General features: G+C 59.6%; 13 protein-coding genes. 5 read left to right on the forward strand and 8 right to left on the reverse strand.

Translation table 11 applies throughout. The features are described from left to right. Window positions 1-408: 408 nt before the first annotated feature. A complete protein-coding gene (locus QSJ36_RS02725; protein WP_285466671.1) occupies window positions 409-633 on the reverse strand; it encodes a hypothetical protein in 225 nt (74 codons plus the stop codon). A gap of 25 nt (window positions 634-658) precedes the next feature. On the opposite strand from QSJ36_RS02725, the gene QSJ36_RS02730 reads away from it, so the two are divergent. Next, window positions 659-1,411 carry a PEP-CTERM sorting domain-containing protein gene (locus QSJ36_RS02730; protein WP_285466673.1) on the forward strand — a complete coding sequence of 251 codons (753 nt, stop codon included), beginning with the start codon at window positions 659-661 and terminating at the stop codon, window positions 1,409-1,411. A 151-nt stretch (window positions 1,412-1,562) separates the two neighbouring features. Here QSJ36_RS02730 and clpB read toward each other — a convergent pair whose 3' ends face one another. Continuing rightward, entirely contained in the window at window positions 1,563-4,145 is a 2,583-nt protein-coding gene (clpB, locus tag QSJ36_RS02735) for an ATP-dependent chaperone ClpB (RefSeq protein WP_215442956.1), read from the reverse strand. Between the two features lie 186 nt (window positions 4,146-4,331). Between clpB and QSJ36_RS02740 the strand changes: the two genes are divergently transcribed. Further along, a complete protein-coding gene (locus QSJ36_RS02740; protein ID WP_285466677.1) occupies window positions 4,332-5,936 on the forward strand; it encodes a putative Ig domain-containing protein in 1,605 nt (534 codons plus the stop codon). A 149-nt stretch (window positions 5,937-6,085) separates the two neighbouring features. Here QSJ36_RS02740 and kdpC read toward each other — a convergent pair whose 3' ends face one another. The 6 genes from kdpC to QSJ36_RS02770 form a co-directional block, all read right to left on the reverse strand. Further along, window positions 6,086-6,652, reverse strand: coding sequence for a potassium-transporting ATPase subunit KdpC (gene kdpC / locus QSJ36_RS02745; protein ID WP_102721304.1), 567 nt, complete (start codon window positions 6,650-6,652; stop codon window positions 6,086-6,088). A 29-nt stretch (window positions 6,653-6,681) separates the two neighbouring features. Next, complete coding sequence (kdpB, locus tag QSJ36_RS02750) at window positions 6,682-8,793, reverse strand: potassium-transporting ATPase subunit KdpB (protein WP_345783925.1); 2,112 nt, start codon at window positions 8,791-8,793, stop codon at window positions 6,682-6,684. A gap of 33 nt (window positions 8,794-8,826) precedes the next feature. Further along, entirely contained in the window at window positions 8,827-10,527 is a 1,701-nt protein-coding gene (gene kdpA / locus QSJ36_RS02755) for a potassium-transporting ATPase subunit KdpA (protein WP_102728522.1), read from the reverse strand. Between the two features lie 114 nt (window positions 10,528-10,641). After that, window positions 10,642-11,421: a TonB-dependent receptor gene (locus QSJ36_RS02760; RefSeq protein ID WP_285466692.1), complete on the reverse strand. Its 780-nt coding sequence runs from the start codon at window positions 11,419-11,421 to the stop codon at window positions 10,642-10,644. A 153-nt stretch (window positions 11,422-11,574) separates the two neighbouring features. Then, window positions 11,575-12,273, reverse strand: coding sequence for a response regulator (locus QSJ36_RS02765; protein ID WP_285466694.1), 699 nt, complete (start codon window positions 12,271-12,273; stop codon window positions 11,575-11,577). A gap of 18 nt (window positions 12,274-12,291) precedes the next feature. Further along, a complete protein-coding gene (locus QSJ36_RS02770; RefSeq protein ID WP_285466696.1) occupies window positions 12,292-14,970 on the reverse strand; it encodes a sensor histidine kinase KdpD in 2,679 nt (892 codons plus the stop codon). Window positions 14,971-15,166: 196 nt separating this feature from the next. On the opposite strand from QSJ36_RS02770, the gene QSJ36_RS02775 reads away from it, so the two are divergent. The 3 genes from QSJ36_RS02775 (at window position 15,167) to QSJ36_RS02785 (ending at window position 20,355) form a co-directional block, all read left to right on the forward strand. Next, window positions 15,167-18,304 (forward strand): exo-alpha-sialidase, encoded by a 3,138-nt coding sequence (locus QSJ36_RS02775; protein ID WP_285466697.1) that lies wholly within the window; start codon window positions 15,167-15,169, stop codon window positions 18,302-18,304. A gap of 376 nt (window positions 18,305-18,680) precedes the next feature. Next, window positions 18,681-19,664, forward strand: a complete 984-nt coding sequence (locus QSJ36_RS02780; protein ID WP_285466699.1) for a hypothetical protein — start codon at window positions 18,681-18,683, stop codon at window positions 19,662-19,664. Window positions 19,665-19,686: 22 nt separating this feature from the next. After that, on the forward strand, window positions 19,687-20,355 hold the full coding sequence (locus QSJ36_RS02785) for a hypothetical protein (RefSeq protein WP_285466701.1): 669 nt from the start codon (window positions 19,687-19,689) through the stop codon (window positions 20,353-20,355). The last annotated feature ends 7 nt before the right edge of the window (window positions 20,356-20,362 follow it).

Here is a 20,362-nt window from a genome sequence, read left to right on the forward strand (position 1 = left end):
CCCCAGCTTCATTCAGGCCCTCTTCCGAGTCCCTCCTGCCGCCGGGCTTTTCATCCCGTCGCCGTGTTGGCGTGCCGAGAAGTCTACCATTTTCACCTCCCTTGTCAATTTTTTTCGAGTCGTTTTTTGTGAGAGTCTTTCATCCATTTTGTCACGTCCATTCATAACTTCCAATTTATAAAATAGTTAGGCTTTTGTCATACTTCCCCTCCCTCGTGCCATTTTTTTGAACATTTTCTCCCGTGATGTTTCCGCAATAACTACAGTTCCTCTTTTTTGCCCCCTGCCAGGACGAAAAAAAGGGCTATTGAACGCAGGTGCTTCCTCCGCCCACCTCCATTGCATTCCTTCCCTTGAAAAGGAGGCTGAACCATTTTGTTTTCCCATGGACGGAAAGGATTTTTTCTGCTATCTATAGGAAGTTTTTATTATTTTGCCATCTATGAAAAGATCATTCTGGATTGGAATTATCTGCGCTGCCTGCTGCCTGGGAAACATTCCTTCCTCATCCGCTGTACAAACAGCCAGTATAGGCTCCACTTTTTCCTGCACCTTCCTGGATTCCGGGGACCAGGGATTTTTTGATTCATCAAGCACCCATACATGGAACCAAGGCCAGATAGACGCTGCCATACGGGCGTTGACCACATGGGATAGCTTGATCAATTCCACCCCGGGCAGAACACTTACTGTTGGCCTCACCTGGTACGACGAAGCCAATTCCTCCACTCTGGCCTCCGCCTATTCTCCTTACTTCTACTACCAGTCAAATGAACCGCAACAGGTTTCCACCCTGGTGGAGTCCGTCTGGCGCGATGGGAGCACGAGGACTGCCACGGGATACGATATTTACATCCAGTGCAATACCTCTCATTTGAATTCTCTTTATTACGAGACCGCCTTACCGGTGGAACATACGGGAAAATATGATTTTCAAAGCATCCTGACCCATGAGGTAGGGCATGCCGCAGGGTTTCTTTCCCTGGCGACACAAACCGGTACCTTCCAGGTCCAGTCCGGGAATGCTTCAGCAGCTTACAGCACCATGCTGTACACCAGGTATGATTCCCTGTTAACCAACCAGGAAGGCCAATCCATCGTGAATAAGGCCGGAAACGGGAATACGGCATTTACACTTGGAGAAACCCTGTCCCTGGGCGATACGGGGCTCACCGCCTATAACCCCGCCACCTGGCAGCAAGGGTCCAGCATGGCCCACATCGACAGCGCGAGCGATCCGGACGCCCTCATGCAGTATTCCATTTCGCCGGATACCTACCACCGTACCCTGACGGATGGAGAAATGGAATTGATGCGTTCCATGGGCTGGAAGATGGTTCCGGAGCCCGGCACCTCCACGCTTTCCCTGCTGGGGCTGGCCGTGCTCGCTTTACGAAGACGCCGCTGCTGACGGTTTCCTCTCCCGGATTTTCCTTTCACGCCGGCCAGACGGCAGTTTCCTTTAGCCGCCAGGGAGTGGATTGATAGCAGAAGGGCGTTCCTGCCAGGGAACGCCCTTCATGGTTTTTCCCGGCGGCACACCGGAAAAGCAGCCTTTTCAGTTATTTCTTTTCCTTGGTAAAGTCCAGCTTGCCGCCCTTTTCCCGCACCACGATTTCCGTCCCTTCCGGGAAGTCGCCCTCCAGGAGCTTGAGGCTGAGGGGGTCCAGCAGGTCATGCTGAATGGCCCGCTTGAGGGGACGCGCTCCATAGACGGGGTCAAAGCCATGGTCCGCCACCAGGGCCGTAGCCTCCGGAGTCATGCGCAGGAACAGGCCCTTGGCTTCCAGGCGCTTGCGGACGCGCTGGAGCTGGATGTCCACAATGCCTTTGAGTTCCTCCGCCGTCAGACGGTCAAAGATGATGATTTCATCAATGCGGTTCAGGAATTCCGGGCGGAAGTGGCCGCGCAGGGCTTCCATCGCCTTGGCTTCCCGCTGTTCCGCGTTGGATTCATTGAGGATGTACTGGCTGCCGATGTTGGAGGTCATGATGATGACGGTGTTCCGGAAGTCCACCGTACGCCCCTGGCCGTCCGTGATGCGGCCGTCATCCAATACCTGGAGCAACACGTTGAAGACGTCCGGATGGGCTTTTTCAATTTCATCAAAGAGGACCACGCAGTACGGACGGCGGCGCACGGCTTCAGAGAGCTGGCCGCCTTCTTCATAACCCACATATCCGGGAGGCGCCCCGATGAGGCGCGCCACGGAGTGCTTTTCCATGTATTCGGACATGTCAATGCGCACGATGGCGTTTTCATTGTCAAAGAGGAATTCCGCCAGCGCCTTGCTGAGCTCCGTCTTGCCCACGCCCGTGGGGCCCAGAAACAGGAAGGAGCCGATGGGCCTGTTTTCATCCTGCAATCCCGCGCGGGCGCGCCGCACGGCGTCGGACACGGCCTTGACGGCCTGCTTCTGCCCGATCACGCGGGCGCCCAGGCGTTCTTCCATATGCACCAGCTTGGCGCGCTCCCCTTCCTGCAGGCGCGCGGCGGGAATGCCGGTCCAGGTGGCCACCACCTTGGCGATGTCCCCTTCCGTGACTTCCTCCTTGAGCAGGCCTCCGTCCTCCTTCTGCATTTTGTTGAGCTTTTCCTTGCCTTCCGTCAGGGCGCGTTCCGCTTCCGGAAGTTCACCGTACGTGATTTCGGAAGCGCGGGTCAGATCCCCCATTCTCTTGGCCCTTTCGCTTTCCAGCTTGAGAGCCTCTATTTTTTCCTGTTCCCTGCGGACGGCGTCCAGAACGTCTTTTTCACTTTTCCACTTGGCAATCATGGAGCCGGATTTTTCCTTCAGGTCCGCCAGATCCTTGGTGATTTTTTCCAGACGCGCCTTGCTGTCGGCATCCTCTTCCTTCACCAGGGCCTGCCGTTCCATTTCAAGCTGCATGGCTTCGCGTTCGATCTGGTCGATTTCCGTGGGCATGGAATCCAGCTCAATCTTGAGCCGGGCCGCTGCTTCGTCCACCAGGTCCACCGCCTTGTCAGGCAGGAAACGGTCTGAGATATAACGGTCGGAAAGAGTGGCGGCAGCCACGATGGCGGCGTCCGTAATGCGCACGCCGTGGTGAACTTCATAACGTTCCTTCAGGCCGCGCAGAATGGCGATGGTGTCCTCCACGCTGGGTTCAGACACCATGACAGGCTGAAACCGTCGTTCCAGGGCCGCATCCTTTTCAATGTATTTGCGGTATTCGTCCAGCGTCGTCGCGCCGATGGTCCGCAGTTCGCCACGGGCCAGAGCGGGCTTAAGCAGGTTGGAGGCGTCCACCGCCCCTTCACTGGCGCCCGCGCCCACGATGGTGTGCAGTTCGTCAATGAACAGGATGATTTCACCGTTGGAGTCCGTCACTTCCTTGAGGAAGGATTTCAAGCGTTCTTCAAATTCGCCGCGGTATTTGGCCCCCGCGAGCATGGACCCGATGTTGAGGGACACAATGCGCTTGTTGCGCATGCTTTCCGGCACGTCACCGTTGACAATGCGCCGCGCCAGGCCTTCTGCAATGGCGGTCTTGCCCACGCCGGGCTCCCCGATGAGCACGGGGTTGTTCTTGGTCCGGCGGGAAAGGATCTGGAGGACGCGGCGGATTTCCGTATCACGGCCGATAACGGGGTCAATCTTGCCGGCGCGGGCGCGGGCCGTCAGGTCCGTGCCGTATTTTTCCAGCGTCTGGTATTTGCCTTCCGGGTTGTCGTCCGTCACGCGCTGGTTGCCGCGCACTTCCTTCATGGCGGCCAGATAGTTGTCCTTGGACAGTCCAAAGGTGTCCGTCAACTGGTGCACCTTGTTCTGCGTGTCCAGAGCCCCCAGCATGAAGTGCTCCACGCTGAGGTAGTCATCCTTGAGCTTTTTGCGTTCATCCTCGGCAGCGTGCATCACCGTAGCCAGGTCACGGCCCATCTGGGGCTGCGTGGTAGCACCGCTCTGGGTGGGTTCATGGGATACTTCCCTCTGGGCGGCCTGCAACAGCAGGCCCGGATCACAAGAGGCCTTCCGGAGAATAGGGGAAAGAATTCCGCCGTCCTGCTCCAGCAACGCCACCAGAACGTCCAGGGAGGAAATTTCCGGCTTTCCGAGCCGCCCTGCCGTCTGCTGCGCCTGCATCAGCGCTTCCTGAAATTTTGTTGTTAGATTGTTAAGCATGGTATGTTGGTAATTTAGACATAAGAATATCTCCAACCGTTGAATGGGAAAGCAGGATTTTTGCCGTTATCCAAATTTTTTTGACCCTCCGAATTCCTTGTAATATTGTAGTGCATCCGGCGTATTTTACAGAACCAGCATTTTACCGGCCTTTTCTTTTTTCCTGTCTCCAGTTTTTTTACCAAAATGATCCGTCTTTCTTTTCTTCCGTTCCTATGCTCCGCCCTGCTCCTGGTTCAAACGGGAGCCTCCGGCAAGGAGATGCCTTCCCCCTATCCCGCTCCGGAACCCGGCGTCCGCCTGACACCGCCGGAATCGCCGGCTCCCGTGCTGAACGAACCGCGGCTTTTCGGCGCACGTCCCGGCTCCCCCATCCAGTTCGCCATCTGCGCCAGCGGAGAACGCCCCATGAGCTTTGCCGCCGCCAAATTGCCCCCCGGCGTGAAGCTGGACAGGGAAACCGGCGTCATCACCGGTAAAATCAGCCGTCCGGGAACTTATGCTTTTCCCGTGCAGATAAGCAACAGCCACGGCAAAGCGAACGGGACCATCACTGTCCGCATCGGGCAGGAGATGTGCCTGACTCCCCCCATGGGCTGGAGCAGCTGGTATTCCTACAGCGGCGGCGTGAGCCAGGAAAATATCCTGAAAACCGCCCGGCTGCTCATCACTTCCGGGCTGGCCCAATACGGCTACCGCTATGTCAACATTGACGATTGCTGGCAAGGCGCCAGAGGCGGCAAGTACCGCGCCATCCAGCCCAACAAGCGTTTTCCGGATATGAAGTCCATGTGCCGTGAAATCCACAGCCTGGGACTGAAAGCGGGGATTTACTCAACCCCGTGGATGGGAACTTACGCCGGCTACATGGGAGGCACTTCCCCCAATCCGCAGGGAGATTATTCCTCCCTGGCCCTTCCTGAAAGCAAACGCCCGCAGCCCGATCAATTGTTCGGGAGCTGTCCGGGTTCCCAGCGGCTGGGAGCCGCCAAAACAGGCCCCGTATGGATGATTACCCAGGATGCCAGGCAGTGGGCGGAATGGGGGTTTGACTACGTCAAGATGGACTGGTACCTGATCGACGTGCCCAGCACGGAAAGAATCGCGGCGGATTTGAAAAAAAGCGGCAGGGATATTGTGCTGAGCGTTTCCAATTCCACCCCGTTTGAGATTGCCGGCCCCATCAGCAAAACGGCCAACGTCTGGCGCACGACGGGAGATATCGAAGACCACTGGGGCAGTTTGAAGAAGATCGCTTCCTCCCAGGAGAAATGGCAGCCCTATGCCGAACCGGGACACTGGAATGATCCGGACATGCTTCAAATCGGCCGCCTGGGCAAGGTCGGAAAGGCGAATACCACATTCTCCCCCACCCGGCTGACTCCGGACGAGCAGTATTTCCAGATGTCCTTCTGGGCCATAATATCCGCCCCCCTGATTATTTCATGCGATCTGGAGCATCTGGACGATTTCACGCGGGGCATCCTGTGCAACCGGGAAGTGATCGCCGTCAACCAGACGTTTCACGGCCCTTCGGAAAAAGTCCTGTCCCAAGATGATGGAGAAGTATGGATCAAACCGCTGGGGGAAGGCCGTACCGCCGTCGGCTTTTTCAATAAAAGCAATAAAGGCCAGATCATTCATGTCCCCCTTTCCCGCCTCAAGCTGAAGTCTCCGCAAAACGCGCGCGACCTGTGGAAGCAGGAAAACGCCGGAACGGCAAGCCGGGAAATGAAGGTGCGGCTCAATCCCCACGGAGCGGCCCTGTTTCTTCTGGAAGGCAAAAGATAGCCCCATGGTTCTGGAGGAGAGTTCCTCCCTTTCATTCATAAAATCCGCCCCGGCGACCGGAGAAAGATGCGGAACCAAGGCACCGGACAACTGCCGGACGATTTTTCCGCCAGGGTATTCCCCGGACCGGGACGGTCAACTATATACCACTAACTGGGGGGCAATGTATCCAGGGCGGCGTTCAGCGTCATCACGTTGATTACGTTTTCCCCCAGGATGCCGCCCGGAATGAGGTGTTCCGCCACCAATCGCCTTACTTTTTCCAGTGGCAGCTTGCGGGCCGCCGCCACGCGGGCCGCCTGGAATTCCGCCGCTTCCGGGGAAATGCAGGATTCCAGACCGCTTCCGGAAGCGAACAGGAGATCTGCCGGAACAGGCGTTTCCTGCGGCAGGTTGTGGGCTTTCAGCAGGGCCGCCTTGCGCTCCGCCACCGTCCTGACCAGTTCTCCGGAGGTCCAGGAGAGGTTGCTGGCACCGGAAGGCATGGTGGCGTAGTCCCCGGCGGAGGGCCTGGGCCAGAAGTACCTGGCGGAAGTGAAGGGCTGGGCGATGAGCTCCGAGGCGATGACTTCCCCCCGTTCATTCCGGATCAGGGAGCCGTGCGCCTGATGGGGGAACAGAATCAGGCTGACAAGCGTGACAGCCAGGGGATAAATGCCGCCGGTGACGACGGCCAGCGCCAGAAACAGGCGCAGATTGGGAAATGTCCATTTCATAATGATTCAGCAGGTTGATTTTTAATTGTTCAGACGAGGTGCAGGGCGGTGACGGCCATGTCAATGAGCTTGATGCCGATGAACGGCGCAATCAGGCCGCCTACCCCGTAAATGAGGATGTTGCGCTTCAGCAGGGAGGCTGCTCCCGCCGGTCGGTAGGAAACCCCCTTCAAGGCCAGTGGAATAAGCGCCACGATAATGAGGGCGTTGAAGATCACCGCGCTGAGGATGGCGCTCTGCGGGGAGTGCAGTCCCATCACGTTCAGGGCGGAAAGCGGCCCCCGGGCCATGCCGTCAGCCACAAAGAGGCCCGCAAACATGGCGGGGATGATGGCGAAGTACTTGGCCACGTCATTGGCGAAGGAGAAGGTGGTCAGCGCGCCGCGGGTGATCAGCATTTGCTTGCCGATTTCCACGATTTCAATCAGCTTGGTCGGGTTGCTGTCCAGGTCTACCATGTTGCCCGCCTCCCGGGCGGCCTGCGTGCCGGTGTTCATCGCCACGCCCACATCGGCCTGGGCCAGGGCGGGAGCGTCGTTGGTGCCGTCCCCGGTCATGGCCACCAGATGGCCTTCCGCCTGTTCTTTACGGATGCGCGCCAGCTTCATTTCCGGCGTGGCTTCCGCAATGAAGTCATCCACTCCGGCCTCCGCCGCAATGGATGCGGCAGTCAGGGCATTGTCCCCTGTCACCATGACGGTGCGGATGCCCATGGCCCGGAGCCGGGCGAAGCGTTCCTTAATGCCGCCCTTGACGATGTCTTTCAGGTAAATGACGCCCAGCACGTCCCTTCCCCGTGCCACTACCAGCGGCGTGCCGCCGGCACGCGCGACGTTCTGCACGGTCATTTCCACCTCCTGCGGGAAAGCTCCGCCCTGGTCCTTCACCCACTGCGCCACGCTTTCCGCAGCGCCCTTCCGGATGGAAACGGCCGGCTGGCCGCCGTGCGCCGCAATGTCCACGCCGCTCATGCGGGTGGAAGCGGAGAACGGAACAAAGGTGATGTGGTCCGCGTCCATGTGGCGGCCCCGGATTCCAAATTGCTTTTTGGCCAGTACTACGATGCTGCGCCCTTCCGGCGTTTCATCGGACAGGGAGGCGAGCTGGGCGGCTTCCGCCAGCTGCTGGTCCTCCACGCCGGGTGCAGGCAGGAATTCATTCGCCATGCGGTTGCCGAAGGTGATGGTTCCGGTCTTGTCCAGCATCAGCACATCAATGTCCCCGGCCGCTTCCACGGCACGGCCGGACGTAGCCAGCACGTTCCGGCGCACCAGCCGGTCAATGCCGCTGATGCCGATGGCGCTCAGCAGGCCGCCGATCGTCGTCGGAATCAGACACACCAGCAGGGAGACCAGAACGGGCAGGGAAATATGGCCATCCGCCCTGAAGCCCAGCGCCCGGGCGGAATCTTCAATGTATCCGGCCATGGCTGGGAGGGAAAGCACTACGGCAATGAAGACGATGGTCAGCGCCACGAGCAGGATGCCCAGCGCGATTTCATTGGGCGTCTTCTGCCGGCTGGCGCCCTCCACCATGGCGATCATGCGGTCCAGGAAGGTATTGCCCGGTTCCGCCGTGATGCGGATGACGATGCCGTCGCTGATCACGCGGGTGCCCCCCGTTACGGCGCTGCGGTCTCCCCCGCTTTCACGGATGACCGGGGCGGATTCCCCGGTAATAGCGGATTCGTCCACGCTGGCGATGCCTTCAATCACCTCGCCGTCAAGAGGAATGATGTCCCCGGCCTCGCACAGCACTTTTTGCCCCTTGCGCAGCTCGGAAACGGAGACTATTTCCTCCGTCCCCTTGTCCGTCAGCAGACGGGCGTTCACATAGACGCGCATTTTTTTCAGAGCGTCCGCCTGGGCCTTTCCACGGCCTTCCGCCAATGCTTCCGCAAAGTTGGCGAACAGGACGGTGAACCAGAGCCAGAGCGTGACTTGCAGGGTAAAGCCGAAAGGCTGCCCGGCGGCGGCATCCCGGATAAGGACGACCGTAGCAACCAGGGCACCGATGGCCGTGACGAATATCACGAAGTTTTTGGATAAAGCACGCGGGTCAAATTTGCGCAGCGCGTCCCGGAAGGCCGTTTTCAGCATGGCCCCGTTGCACCAGGATTGATTCTTTTTTTCTTCTTTCATCATCGTAAAATCTGGTTTGTTGGTGAATGCTCCTTACAGCATGGTTCCCGAATACAGGAGCAGATGCTCCAGAATGGGCCCCAGGGCCAGGGCCGGGAAGAAGGTGAGGGCGCCTACAATCAGCACCACGGCCACCAGCAGAACCATGAACATCAGGTTGTCCGTCGCCATGGTGCCCTGGGCCGGAGGTGCGGTTTTCTTGGATACCATGCTGCCCGCAATGATCATCACCGGAATGATGGCTCCGAAGCGGGCCAGCAGCATCGCCAGGCCGCCCAGCACGGAATAGAAAGGCGTATCCCCCACAGCCAGGCCGGCAAAGGCGCTGCCGTTGTTCCCGGCCTGGGAACCGAAGCAGTACAGGATTTCCGTCAGCCCGTGGGGTCCGGCATTGCAGATGGATTCACGCCCCACTTCCGTAGCGGCGGCCAGTCCGCTCATAAGCAGGACGGTTATGCCGGGCAGCAGAACGCCCACCATGGACCAGCGCACTTCCCGCGCTTCAATTTTTTTGCCCAGGAATTCGGGAGTACGTCCCACCATCAGCCCGCACAGGAAGACAGTGATCATGGCGAACATCAGCATGCCGTACAGGCCGCAGCCCAGACCGCCGAAGATCACTTCACCCAGCAGCATGTTGAACAGGGCAATGCCGCCGCCCAGCGGGGACATGCTGCAGTGCATGCAGTTCACGGAGCCGTTGGAGGAGGCCGTCGTAGCCACGGACCAGAGGGAGCTGTTCGTCACGCCCAGGCGCACTTCCTTGCCTTCCAGCATTTCCATGCCGGGGAACAGCGGGTTCCCCGTGTGTTCCGCCCACTGGGAAAGCCCGATGGTCGTCACAAGCAGAAGCATCATGGCGCCGAAGATGATCCAGCCTTGCCTTTTTTTCCCGATCATCACGCCGTAGGCATACGGGCAGGCGCAGCCAATCAGGAGCAGGGAGAGCATTTCAATCATGTTGCTGAACGGCGTGGGGTTTTCAAAGGGGTGCGTGCTGTTGTTCCCGAAGAAGCCGCCGCCGTTCGTCCCAAGCTGCTTGATGGCCACCTGGGAGGCCGCCGGACCGTTGGGAATCACCTGCTCCACGCCGTCCATGCCCGGTACGGTGGCGGGTCCGTCAAAGGACTGCACCACCCCCTGGGAGACCAGCAGAAGCGCGACGACCACGGAAATCGGAATCAGAAAGTACAAGGTACTGCGCGTCAGGTCCGCCCAGAAGTTGCCCAGAGTGGAGGCGCATTTCCTTTTCAGACCGCGGATCAGGGCGGCCATGACGGCAATCCCCGTGGCGGCGCTGACGAAGTTCTGCACGCCCAGCCCGGTCATCTGGACAAAGTAGCTGATGCCTTCCGGCCCTTCGCCGGAGTAGAACTGCCAGTTCGTGTTGGTCATGAAGCTGATGGCCGTATTCAGGGCAATGTCCCACCGCATGTTTTCCGTGCCGGCGGGATTCAGCGGCAGCCATTTCTGGCACAGCAGGGAAAGGAACAGGATGAGGAATCCGGCGGCGTTGAACAGAAGAACGGCCGTCAGATACTTTTTCCAGTCCATTTCGCGGGAGGGGTCCACGCCGGCCACACGGTAGGTGCAGCGCTCCACGGGACCAAGAACCGGGGAAAGCCAGCTCCGCTTTCCCTGTAAAACATTCGCCAGCCACTTCCCGAGCAACGGAGTGAAGGCGACCAGTATGCCTATGAATAGGACAATGATTAACAAGTCGTGTGAGGACATAACGCAACTTTATACATGTTCCGGAAATTCCGGGTAGTTAACAAGGGGCTGCCGGACATTAAGAAATTGTTAATTTCCCTCTGGAAGCCCGTTTTTCATGACGCCAGTACGCCGTTAGAATTCCACGCCCAGGCGGAAGCCCACCCAGAACTCGTCCCCGGCGTCCCTGCGGCGCAGCACCGTAGCCGCCTGGGAATAATTGACGGAGCCGGAAAGGGAATAATGTTCCGCAAACCGCCACGTCACGCCCAGGCTCCAGTCAATGCAGTTGGAGCCGTCGTCATAGTCCACGTTATAACCGCCGTTGTACCCGTACCTGGCCATGGGCGTTACCGTCACGTTCTCCACGGGGGACCATTCCAGTTGCACAAAGGCGCTGTAATAGGCTTCAAAATCCTGGTGTTCCACCTTCACCTGGGTTTCCGCCCCCACGGTCAGCCAGTCCGTCACGGCATAGGAGACGGTCAGGGCCGGATTGGCTACGTTGTAGTCCTGCGTGAAATAGAACTGGTGCTCATACCAGGGATTGACGGTCCACTTCCCCAGCTTCCAGGCGTAACCCAGAACCAGGTCCAGCTCGTCATAATTGGAGGAATCCCCCCCGGCGTACCAGGCGCTGAGCGTAAGGTCTTTCCAGGAGATGCTCGGAGCCACTTCCCAGATGCCGCTGCCCGGCAGGCAGTCCAGCCCTTCCGTCACGTATTTGCTGGACCAGCCCGCGGAAAGGGAGAAAGCCCAGTCCGTGTCCGTAGAAGGGATGGCGGCCTCCTGCGCGTTGGCCAGGGAGGGAGAGGAGGGAGAGGCCGTTTCCCCGCCCATGCAGACGGTTTCTGCCATCATGGCGCAGCCCAGAACTGCGGCCCCTATGTTTTTTGCGGTGTGTGTAATCTTCATAAAGACGTATCGAATACGTCCTGAATCCTACACAGCATATTGACCTTCGTGAAGTTAAGCCATGCCCTGCAACCGTTATGAAAAAATATATTTCCCGGCTTCCACGGGTGGAAGGCCACAGCCTTTCCCGGCTCGCGGAAATGGGAAAAAGATTTATTCAGCTCCGTCCGCCGCAATCCTGTATCCCAGGCCGGATTCCGCGCGGATGATGCGGTTTTCCGGATCGGAATCCCTCAGCTTCTGGCGCAGGTGGGCGATGTGCACCCGCAGGTAGTGCGTATCTTCCTCATGCTGGGGGCCCCAGATTTCACGGAGAAGCTGGCGGTGGGTCATCACCTTGCCCTGATGGAGCAGCAGAAGGCGCAGAATGCCGTATTCCTTGGAGGTCAGATGGATTTCCTCCTTCCCCTTCTCCACGCGCCGGGAGCTCAGGTCCACAATGATGGATCCCAGCCGGAATACGGAGGGCTCCCTGTCCGGCCGGTTGCGCCGCAGCATCACGCGCAGGCGCGCCAGCAGTTCCCGGCCGCTGAACGGCTTGGTCAGGTAATCGTCCGCCCCGGCGTCCAGGGCGTCCACCTTCTCATCCTCCCTGTCCCAGGCCGTCAGGATCAGAATGGGAACCTGCGTCCATTCCCGGAGCTGTTTGAGCACTTCCAGTCCGTTGATGTCCGGAAGGCCCAGGTCCAGAATAATGGCGTCCGGCCGTTTCAGAGCGGTCTCGCTCAGGCCGAGCTGCCCGTTTTCACACTCGCGGACATGGTAGCCTGCGCCGGTCAGCGTCAGGTTCAGGAGACGGCGTATCTGCCGTTCGTCATCAATAACCAGGATATCTGCGGGAAGGTCGCTCATAACACGGGGAAGGAAGGTTTATTCTTCAGGAACATGATCATGCTCCACCAGGGGAAGGACAAGACGGAAACAGGTTCCGGCGGGAACGGCAACCAGGGTAACGGCTCCCCGCTGCGCCTCCATGAAACCGCGCACGATGGAAAGCCCCAGGCCCAGGCCGCCGGGCCGCGTCGTCCGGAAACGCTCAAAAATGGTTTCCGCCCGTTCGGGGGAAATGCCCGGCCCCAGGTCATGGACATCCAGCCAGACCTGGCCGCGCACGGGATCGGCGCCGCCCTTCAGCGTAATGGGGGTTCCCGCAGGAGTATGCACGCAGGCATTCAGCAGCAGATTGACCAGCACCTGCTCCATCAGGGAGAAATCCGCCTTCACCAGCGGATAATCCGGCGGCAGGGCGACAGACACGGGATGGTCCCGGCGCGCCTCCCTGGTGGCGGCCAGAGCCCCTTCAATCACATCCCCCAGGTCGCACCAGTCCAGTTTGGGCTTCAGGGCGCCGGATTCCAGGCGGCTCACGTCCAGCAAATTTTTCACCAGGCGGCGCAGGCGGCGTGCGGCCAGCAGGATTTCCCCATACTCCTCCCGTTCCTCCGGCGCGGACGCGGCGCGCCCGGCCAGCTTCTCACAGCCGCCCTCAATCACGGCCAGAGGCGTCTTGAACTCATGGGAAACGCTGTCCAGCAAGGAGCGGTGCAGTTTTTCGGATTCCTCCATGAGCCGCGTACGCGCCCGTTCCGCCCGCAGTTCTTCACGTTCCAGCGCCATGGCCAGCTGCGCGCCCATGCTTTCCAGCAAATCCTTCTGCCCTGCCGTAAGGCGCTCCCCTTCCTCCGGCCTCACGCCCAGCACGCCCATGCAGCGTTCCCCGGACATCATGGGGAGGTAAAACCCTTCCGCCACCGGGAGCGTATCCGTAAACCTGCCTGCGGGCCGGCGGTGCTCCAGGCACCAGGCAGCCACGCCCCATTCCTTGTCATCCATGGAAAAAGCCCCCCCGGATTCCCAAAGCTTCAGCCTGCGGCCGCTGCCTTCCGGCGTCATGACCGCCAGGCGCACCCCCATAATCTGGCTGATCTGCCCTGCGGCGACGGAAATCAGGGAAGGCACGTCCGAGGCGGACCCAATGGCCCGCGAATACAGGAACAGGGCATTCGTCTTTTTTTCCCGTTCCCGCTCCTCCTGCTCGCGGACCCTCAGGCGGGAAGTGAGCCGCCCCGTGGAGAGAGCCACCAGAAAGAAGAAAAGGCACATCAGGGCATCCTCCAGCCGTTCTATCTTGAACGTCATCACCGGGGGAATGAACAGCAGGTTCCACAGCAGGGCGCTCAGCGCAGCGGCCATCAGCATGGCCCAGCGGGAACGGATGAAAAAGCCCAGGCCCACTACTCCCGCCAGATACAGGAAGCCGGGAGCGAAATAACCGGTAAACGCGGAAATCAACAGGCCGATTCCCGTAACGGCCGCCGTCACGCCTGCGGCCAGCCAGTAGTCCCGGCCATATTTTTCCGTTTCCCGGTGCCAGCTCTTCCACCGGTTCCGGACCGGACCGGGAGCGGCGGGAACTACGTAAATGTCAATCTGGTCGCTCCCCTTTACCAGTTTGTCCACCAGGGACATGGGCCGCACCAGCCCCCACAGGTAAGCCTCCTGCGGCTTGCCCACCACAATCTGGCTGACATTTCTCAAAAAGGCCATGCGGAGCAGCGTCTCCGCCAGGTCGGAACCGGGCATCACGATCACTTCCGCACCCAGCCGCCGCGCCAGCTCCAGGTTGGCGTCCAGCCGCTGCTGCTGTTCGGGGGACAGCGGCACGCCCGTATCCACGGAAAGGGCAATCCACGGAGCGTTCAGGGCGTAAGCCATGCGCCGCGTCCAGCGCACCAGCCGGGCGGAAAACGGGCTGGGCCCCACGGCTACCATCAGCCGTTCCCCGCTGCGCCAGATGGAGCGGTCCCCGGAGATGGTGCGCACCTCCGTCAGCTCATGGTCCACCTTCTCCGCCATGATGCGCAGGGCCAGTTCCCGGAGGGCCGTAAGGTTGGACTCCTTGAAAAAATGGTCCAGCGCGGCGGAAGCCTGGGGAGCGCTGTATACCTTCCCTTCCTGAAGACGCGTCCGCAACTGCTCCGGCGTGATGTCCACCAACTGGATGCAGTCCGCCTCCGCCAGCACGGAATCCGGCACGGTTTCCTGTACGGGAGCGGCGGTAATGTCATGAACGGTATCGGAACGGCTTTCCAGATGCTGCACGTTCAGCGTGGTGTAAACGTCTATCCCTGCGGCCAGCAAATCCTCCACATCCTGGTAGCGCTTCCTGTGACGCATTCCGGGAACATTCGTATGCGCCAGCTCGTCCACCAGAATGAGCTGGGGCTTTACGCGCAGCGCCTCCTCCAGGTCGAACTCCTCCATCTGCACGCCCCGGTAAGCCATTTTCTTCATGGGAAGGCGCGGCAGCCTGCCGATAAGGCGCATCGTATCCTCCCGGCCATGGGATTCCGCCACCCCGATCATGACCTGCACGCCCTTGCCCGCCGCCTGGATGGCGGCCTCCAGCATGGCGTACGTCTTGCCCACTCCCGGCGCCATGCCGAAGAAGATTTTCAGCAGGCCGCGGCCGGGGCGGGATTCCTCCCTCCGGATGGAGGCCAGAATCCTGTCTGCCCGCTGGCTGTCCGAATGCGTTTCTGAAAACATGAAAAAAGGGAACCGTAATGGTATCCGGCTTGAATGTTAGAATTAACCTAATGGAAGACCGTTCAGGGTGCAAATAAAACAGACCAGAAAAAACGTTAAAATTTTATTAAATTCCACCCCCCTTCCCCATTTTTGTTTCCATTCTTCCCTCTTTTCGTTATCAAGCATTTTTAAATTTTCCCCTTTCCTTTTCACGATGAACGCCTTCCAGACCATTCTCCGCACCGTCGCCTCTTCCGCAGTCCTGTTTCTCCTGCTCCTGGGAACCGCCCTGGCGCGGGGAGCGGAGGAAGCCGCTTCTGAAAACTTCGACTCCTTTCCGACGGGCAGCTTCACCTCCCTGGAAACCGCTCTGGGGACCATGACGGCGGAAAGCGGGCATGCCGCCATCGCCAGCAACCGCTGTTCCTCCCAGCCCAACTGCATGCGGCTCATCGGCCTGGGCGCCGGGACGAAAAGCACGGCCACGCTGACGCTGCCCGCTCCCCTCGCCGTCAAAAAGACGCTTGCCCTGACCGGGGAACGCTGGACGTCCGACAGCCCCTTTTCCTTCACCATCCACGCCGTGGACGGGGAAGGGAATGAAACACTGGTCGCGGACGGCTCCTCCCTGAAAACGGGCAGCAATCCCATGACCCAGCAGGTGAGGGGCACCATCCCTTCCGGCACCGCGCGCCTCATCTTCCGCTGCGAGGCTCCCGCCAATAAGGGCGTTCTTTTCGACGATCTGGTCTTTTCCGAATTCAACCCCCTCTCCAGCACCGCGGAAGCATGGCCGGCCATGATCCGCATGGAGGCCAACGGCATCCTCCGCTTTTCCCTGACGGAACTCCCCGCTGCGTATGACGGCATGGCCGTCACGGTGGACATGAGCCCGTCCGACGACCTGGGTGACATTGAAAGCGTTTCCCTTTACACCGGTGACGCGGACGGGATCTATTCCGCGCCCGCCTACGGCAGCAGCGGCCACGGCGCCATGAGCACCACGGGCGTCCTTGCCAGCCCGGCCCAGCCGCCGGCTCCCGTCATGACGTTCCCCGTCACTCCGGGGGCTCTCACGAACGGACGGCAATACTACTTTTGGGTCAGCGTCAAGCTCAAGAACTCCGCCAGCATGGACCACAAGGTGGGCGCCAGAATCACCTCCGTCACCGTGGACGGGCAAACGACTGATGTTGCCGATGGAGTGACGGCCAGGCAGCGGATAGGCTATGCCGTCGCCAAGGCGAACGATCCGGTTTACGGAGGCCCCTTGGAAGGAAAGGCCTCCAGGAAATTCCGCATTCCGGGCATCGTGCGCGCCAGGAACGGGGATCTGGTCTCCGTTTTCGACATCCGCTACGACGGCCGGAACGACATGCAGGCCAACATCGATACGGGATGCAGCCGTTCCACGGACAACGGACGCACCTGGACGCCCGTCAACGTGGCCGTCAACTTCAACCCCACGGGCGATTCCGCCAACGACTACCATTCCGGCTACGGCGTCAGCGACCCCTGCATCCTTCTGGATGAAGTCAACGGTACCCTGTGGGTGGCAGGCATCGCCAGGCACGGGCTGGCCTCCTCCAAGGCCAACGTGGACGTGGAAAGCCTGGAAACCGCCCAGTATGTGGTAGCGTACAGCACGGACAACGGCCGGACATGGGGTTCCGCGGACCCCGGCACGGGGGAGTTCGTAAAAATGAAACCCCGGAGCATCAACAAGGACATCAAGAACAGGGCCTGGAAATCCTTTTTCCAGGGTCCGGGCCACGGCATTACGATGAAGAAGACGGTCAACGGCGTGCGCCCCATTGTCTTTCCTTCCCAGATATGGACAGGCGCCAGCGGCGCGGGAACTCCCCAGTCCTGCATCATTTATTCTCTGGACCGCGGCCAGACCTGGATCAGCGAGGACACCGGCAAATCCGGCACGCCCGGCATCGGAGCCGGCTCCAGCGAATGCGCAGTCACGGAGCTCAGCGACGGGCGCCTGATGCTCAACGCCCGCAATGAAAGCAGGAGCGGGTACCGTAAGGTCTTCACGACGGACGACATGGGGAAGACGTGGACGGCTCATGCCACCAACCTGAAAGCCCTGCCGGAGCCCGCCGCCTGCCAGGCCAGCCAGCTCGCCGTGGAAAACTCCGCGAACATCAGCAGGGCCCTCCTTTTCTCCAACCCTGATAAAACTTCCGCCCCCCGCGCCCGAATGACCCTCAAAGCCTCCTTTGACGAAGGTGCCACATGGCCCTCCAGCCGCCAGGTTCTTTACGATTCCCGCCCCTGCTGCGGCTATTCCGACATCTGTGAAACGGGAGACGGCCACATCGGCGTGCTGTATGAAGGGCTCAACGGGGACGAAAATATCTTCTTCCTGCGCATTCCGTATGATGAATTCCTTCCTTCCCTGGACGTTCCCGCCGCCGGGGCGCCCGTCCGCGTGGGACCGGAAGGCGTGACGGCAGCCACGTTCACCGTCTCCAGCGACGATTCCTGGACGGCGTCCTCTTCCGCTGGCTGGATCACCGTCTCTCCCTCTTCCGGCTCCGGAAACGGCTCCGTCACCTACAGCGTGGACCGCTGGGAAGGCGCGGGCGAACGCACCGGAACCATCACGGTTGCCGTTCCTGGCGTCCAGCCGGTCTCCGTCACTGTCATCCAGTCCGGGAGGGCCCCTGCGCTGGCGGTTTCCCCCGCTGCGCTGGTGCTTCCCAAAAACGGGGGAACGGCGGTCTTCTCCGTCACCTGCGACGCCGCCTGGAATGTCTCCAAAACGGCGGACTGGATAAACATCACCGGCATGCAGGGAGCGGATACAGGCAATGGAACCGTATCCATTGCCGCAGGGGCCAATGCCGCGGAAGGCTCCCGTACGGCGCAGCTTTCCTTTTCCTCCTTTGGAACCGTCCGCTCCGCCACCGTGACTCAGCGGGGGCAGAAACGCACGTGGAATGAATGGAAGGAGGATGAAATCACCTCCCGGGACCCGGACACGGACCAGACAGGCCCCAATGATTCCCCGGCCGGGGACGGCATCCCCAACCTGTTGAAATACGCCACAGGACTGGATCCCCTCAAACCCTGCGGTAGCGTCGTGCGGGTCACCGCGGAGGAAGCGGGCGGAGACGCCTGCCTGGTACTGGGCTGGCCCGTCAATCCGGACGCCACCGGAATCAGGCACGCAGTGGAAGCCTCGGAAGACCTCCAGACCTGGACGGAGACGGCGGAAGTGGAAACGGAAGGCAAAAGCTCCGCCACTTTCCGGGATGCCGTGCCCATGAACGCGGAAAGTCCCCGGCGGAGATTCCTGCGCCTGAAAATTTCCCGTGAAGGGGAAAGCCCGCTTTAAGGGCAAAACAAGCACGCGGCACCGGGAATCTTCCGGCAAGGGGAAAAAAGCCTTTTTCCCTCAGCCCATCCTTTTCCGATATTGGAGAAGGAACCGGATGCCATGCCGCCATTTTTTCCGGATGGACTGCACTCCGCACTAAAAACGGAAAATGCCGGAAACGCACTTGACCCCGGTAAATTCCACTCTTGCCGTGTCCGCGGCCAACCGCAGGAATCCCCTTGTTTTTCTGCGTTCGCAAAAGACCGTCTAACAAATAAAATTAAAAAATCGGAACGTTTTTTCCTTTCTTAATTGACAAACCATGCCCTTTCCTCTTAATGATTTAATGTTTATGAATCCGGTATATTGTCTGCCAGCGGCCCTCTTCACATGCGTGTTGTTGTCGGCAACAGCCGCCTCCCTGCATGCGGAAACAGCGTACAGCACGCCCTGCGGCTACATCCAGACGGATCTGAATGCCAAAACAACGGGCTATCTGGGCCTGGGAGTGCATCCGGAAGCCCTGATGCAGCATACGCTTGAGGAAAACAACATCACCGTTTCCGGCAGCAAAATCACCATCACGGATCCGGACGTCAATTTTACCGACCTGATGGAGACGGATTCCGCCTATGTTCTGGAACTCATTTTCGGAGACGAGGCGATGGCCCTTCCCCTCAACAGGGACGCGTGGAAAAAGGCCGCCCCTTCCTGGACGGCGAATAAAATAACGGTGGATGACAAAAGCGCAGCGGACCTGATTAAAAACAGCAAGCCGGTTTCCTACGTGCTGCGCAAGGCGCGCACCCTGAACGATGTTCTGGGAGGCGACAATACGTTCAGCCTGAAAAGCGGCACTTCCGGCACGGCGGATGCCGTTTATATCTCCACCTCCCCCTCCATCCAGATTCCGGTTTACCACTCCGCTACGGAAAACAAATGGATGCGCCGCGGTTCCCGGGACGACATGGGCCTTCTCCCCGTCTTCAATCATGAACCCCTTAAAATCGTCCGGAAAGCCGGCAATGGCGTGCAGGCCTTCGTTATCGGGGAAGTGGCGCAGAAGCACCAGAGGCTCCAGCTCTCCCAGGAAAGCACGCTCCTTCATACGGGGCTGCCTGTTCCCCAGACGCTTCTCAGCACCTCCCTCCACACCGCCCTGCCCGATCCTTCCAGTGACGTGGTTTACGTGCCTCTCACACCCGGCGGCCCTCTGGAGCCCTGTTATTATGATTCTTCCTCCGGACAGTGGAAAAACAGGGACACGGGTGAAAACGTATCCTCCACGGCGGTGGAAGGCATCCTGAACATCCTTTCCGTCACCAGGCTTCCCGCTTACACAACTGTCCAGACCAATACATTACCTACTCCTCAATAACAACTTAACAAGTAGTGATACCATGATGAAACATTCCTTCCTGCTGTACGCAGCCGCCGGACTGATGATCGCGGGAGCAGCCTCTGCCACGACGCTCACCGTTTACAATGAAGACGAATATGGGACTGCCCCTATTACGTCCATTCTTGACGCTTCCGGCCATTCCCTGCAAAACGGCTCCGCCATGCTCGGATACCTTCAAGACAGTACCTGGTCTTTCGACCTGGTTGACGGCAAGATTGAATGGTCCAAAAACAGCACGCCCGCAGGCCAGTTGAGCTACAGCCAAATGGCGGAAATCAGGCAGAGCTTCACCACCAGCCTTTCCGCCGTTTCTCCGGAATATCCCGGCGCCATCACCAATGGCGGCCAGTTTTCACTTTCCGGCACGCTGGCCTCCGGTCTGGAAGGAAAGCCCATTGTCCTCCTGGTCAACAACGACGATTCCCCCGGCGAATTCTCCATGTTTACGTTCCGGAACGTGGATACGGGCGAGCTGGCCAAGTACCCGGGAGTGGTGGGGAACGACATGACGTTTTTCTTCGGGTCGCAGGCGGATGCCATTACCGAGGGTTATGAGTGGTATGCCATCCCTCTCTTTAACGACAACTTCAATCTGGTTCCCGAACCTGGCGGCGCTACGCTGAGCCTCCTCGGCCTGGCGGCGCTGATGATGCGCAGACGGCGCTAAAAGAGCT

Source organism: Akkermansia sp. NBRC 115031 (assembly GCF_030268505.1).
Classification (GTDB): Bacteria; Verrucomicrobiota; Verrucomicrobiia; order Verrucomicrobiales; family Akkermansiaceae; genus Akkermansia; species Akkermansia massiliensis.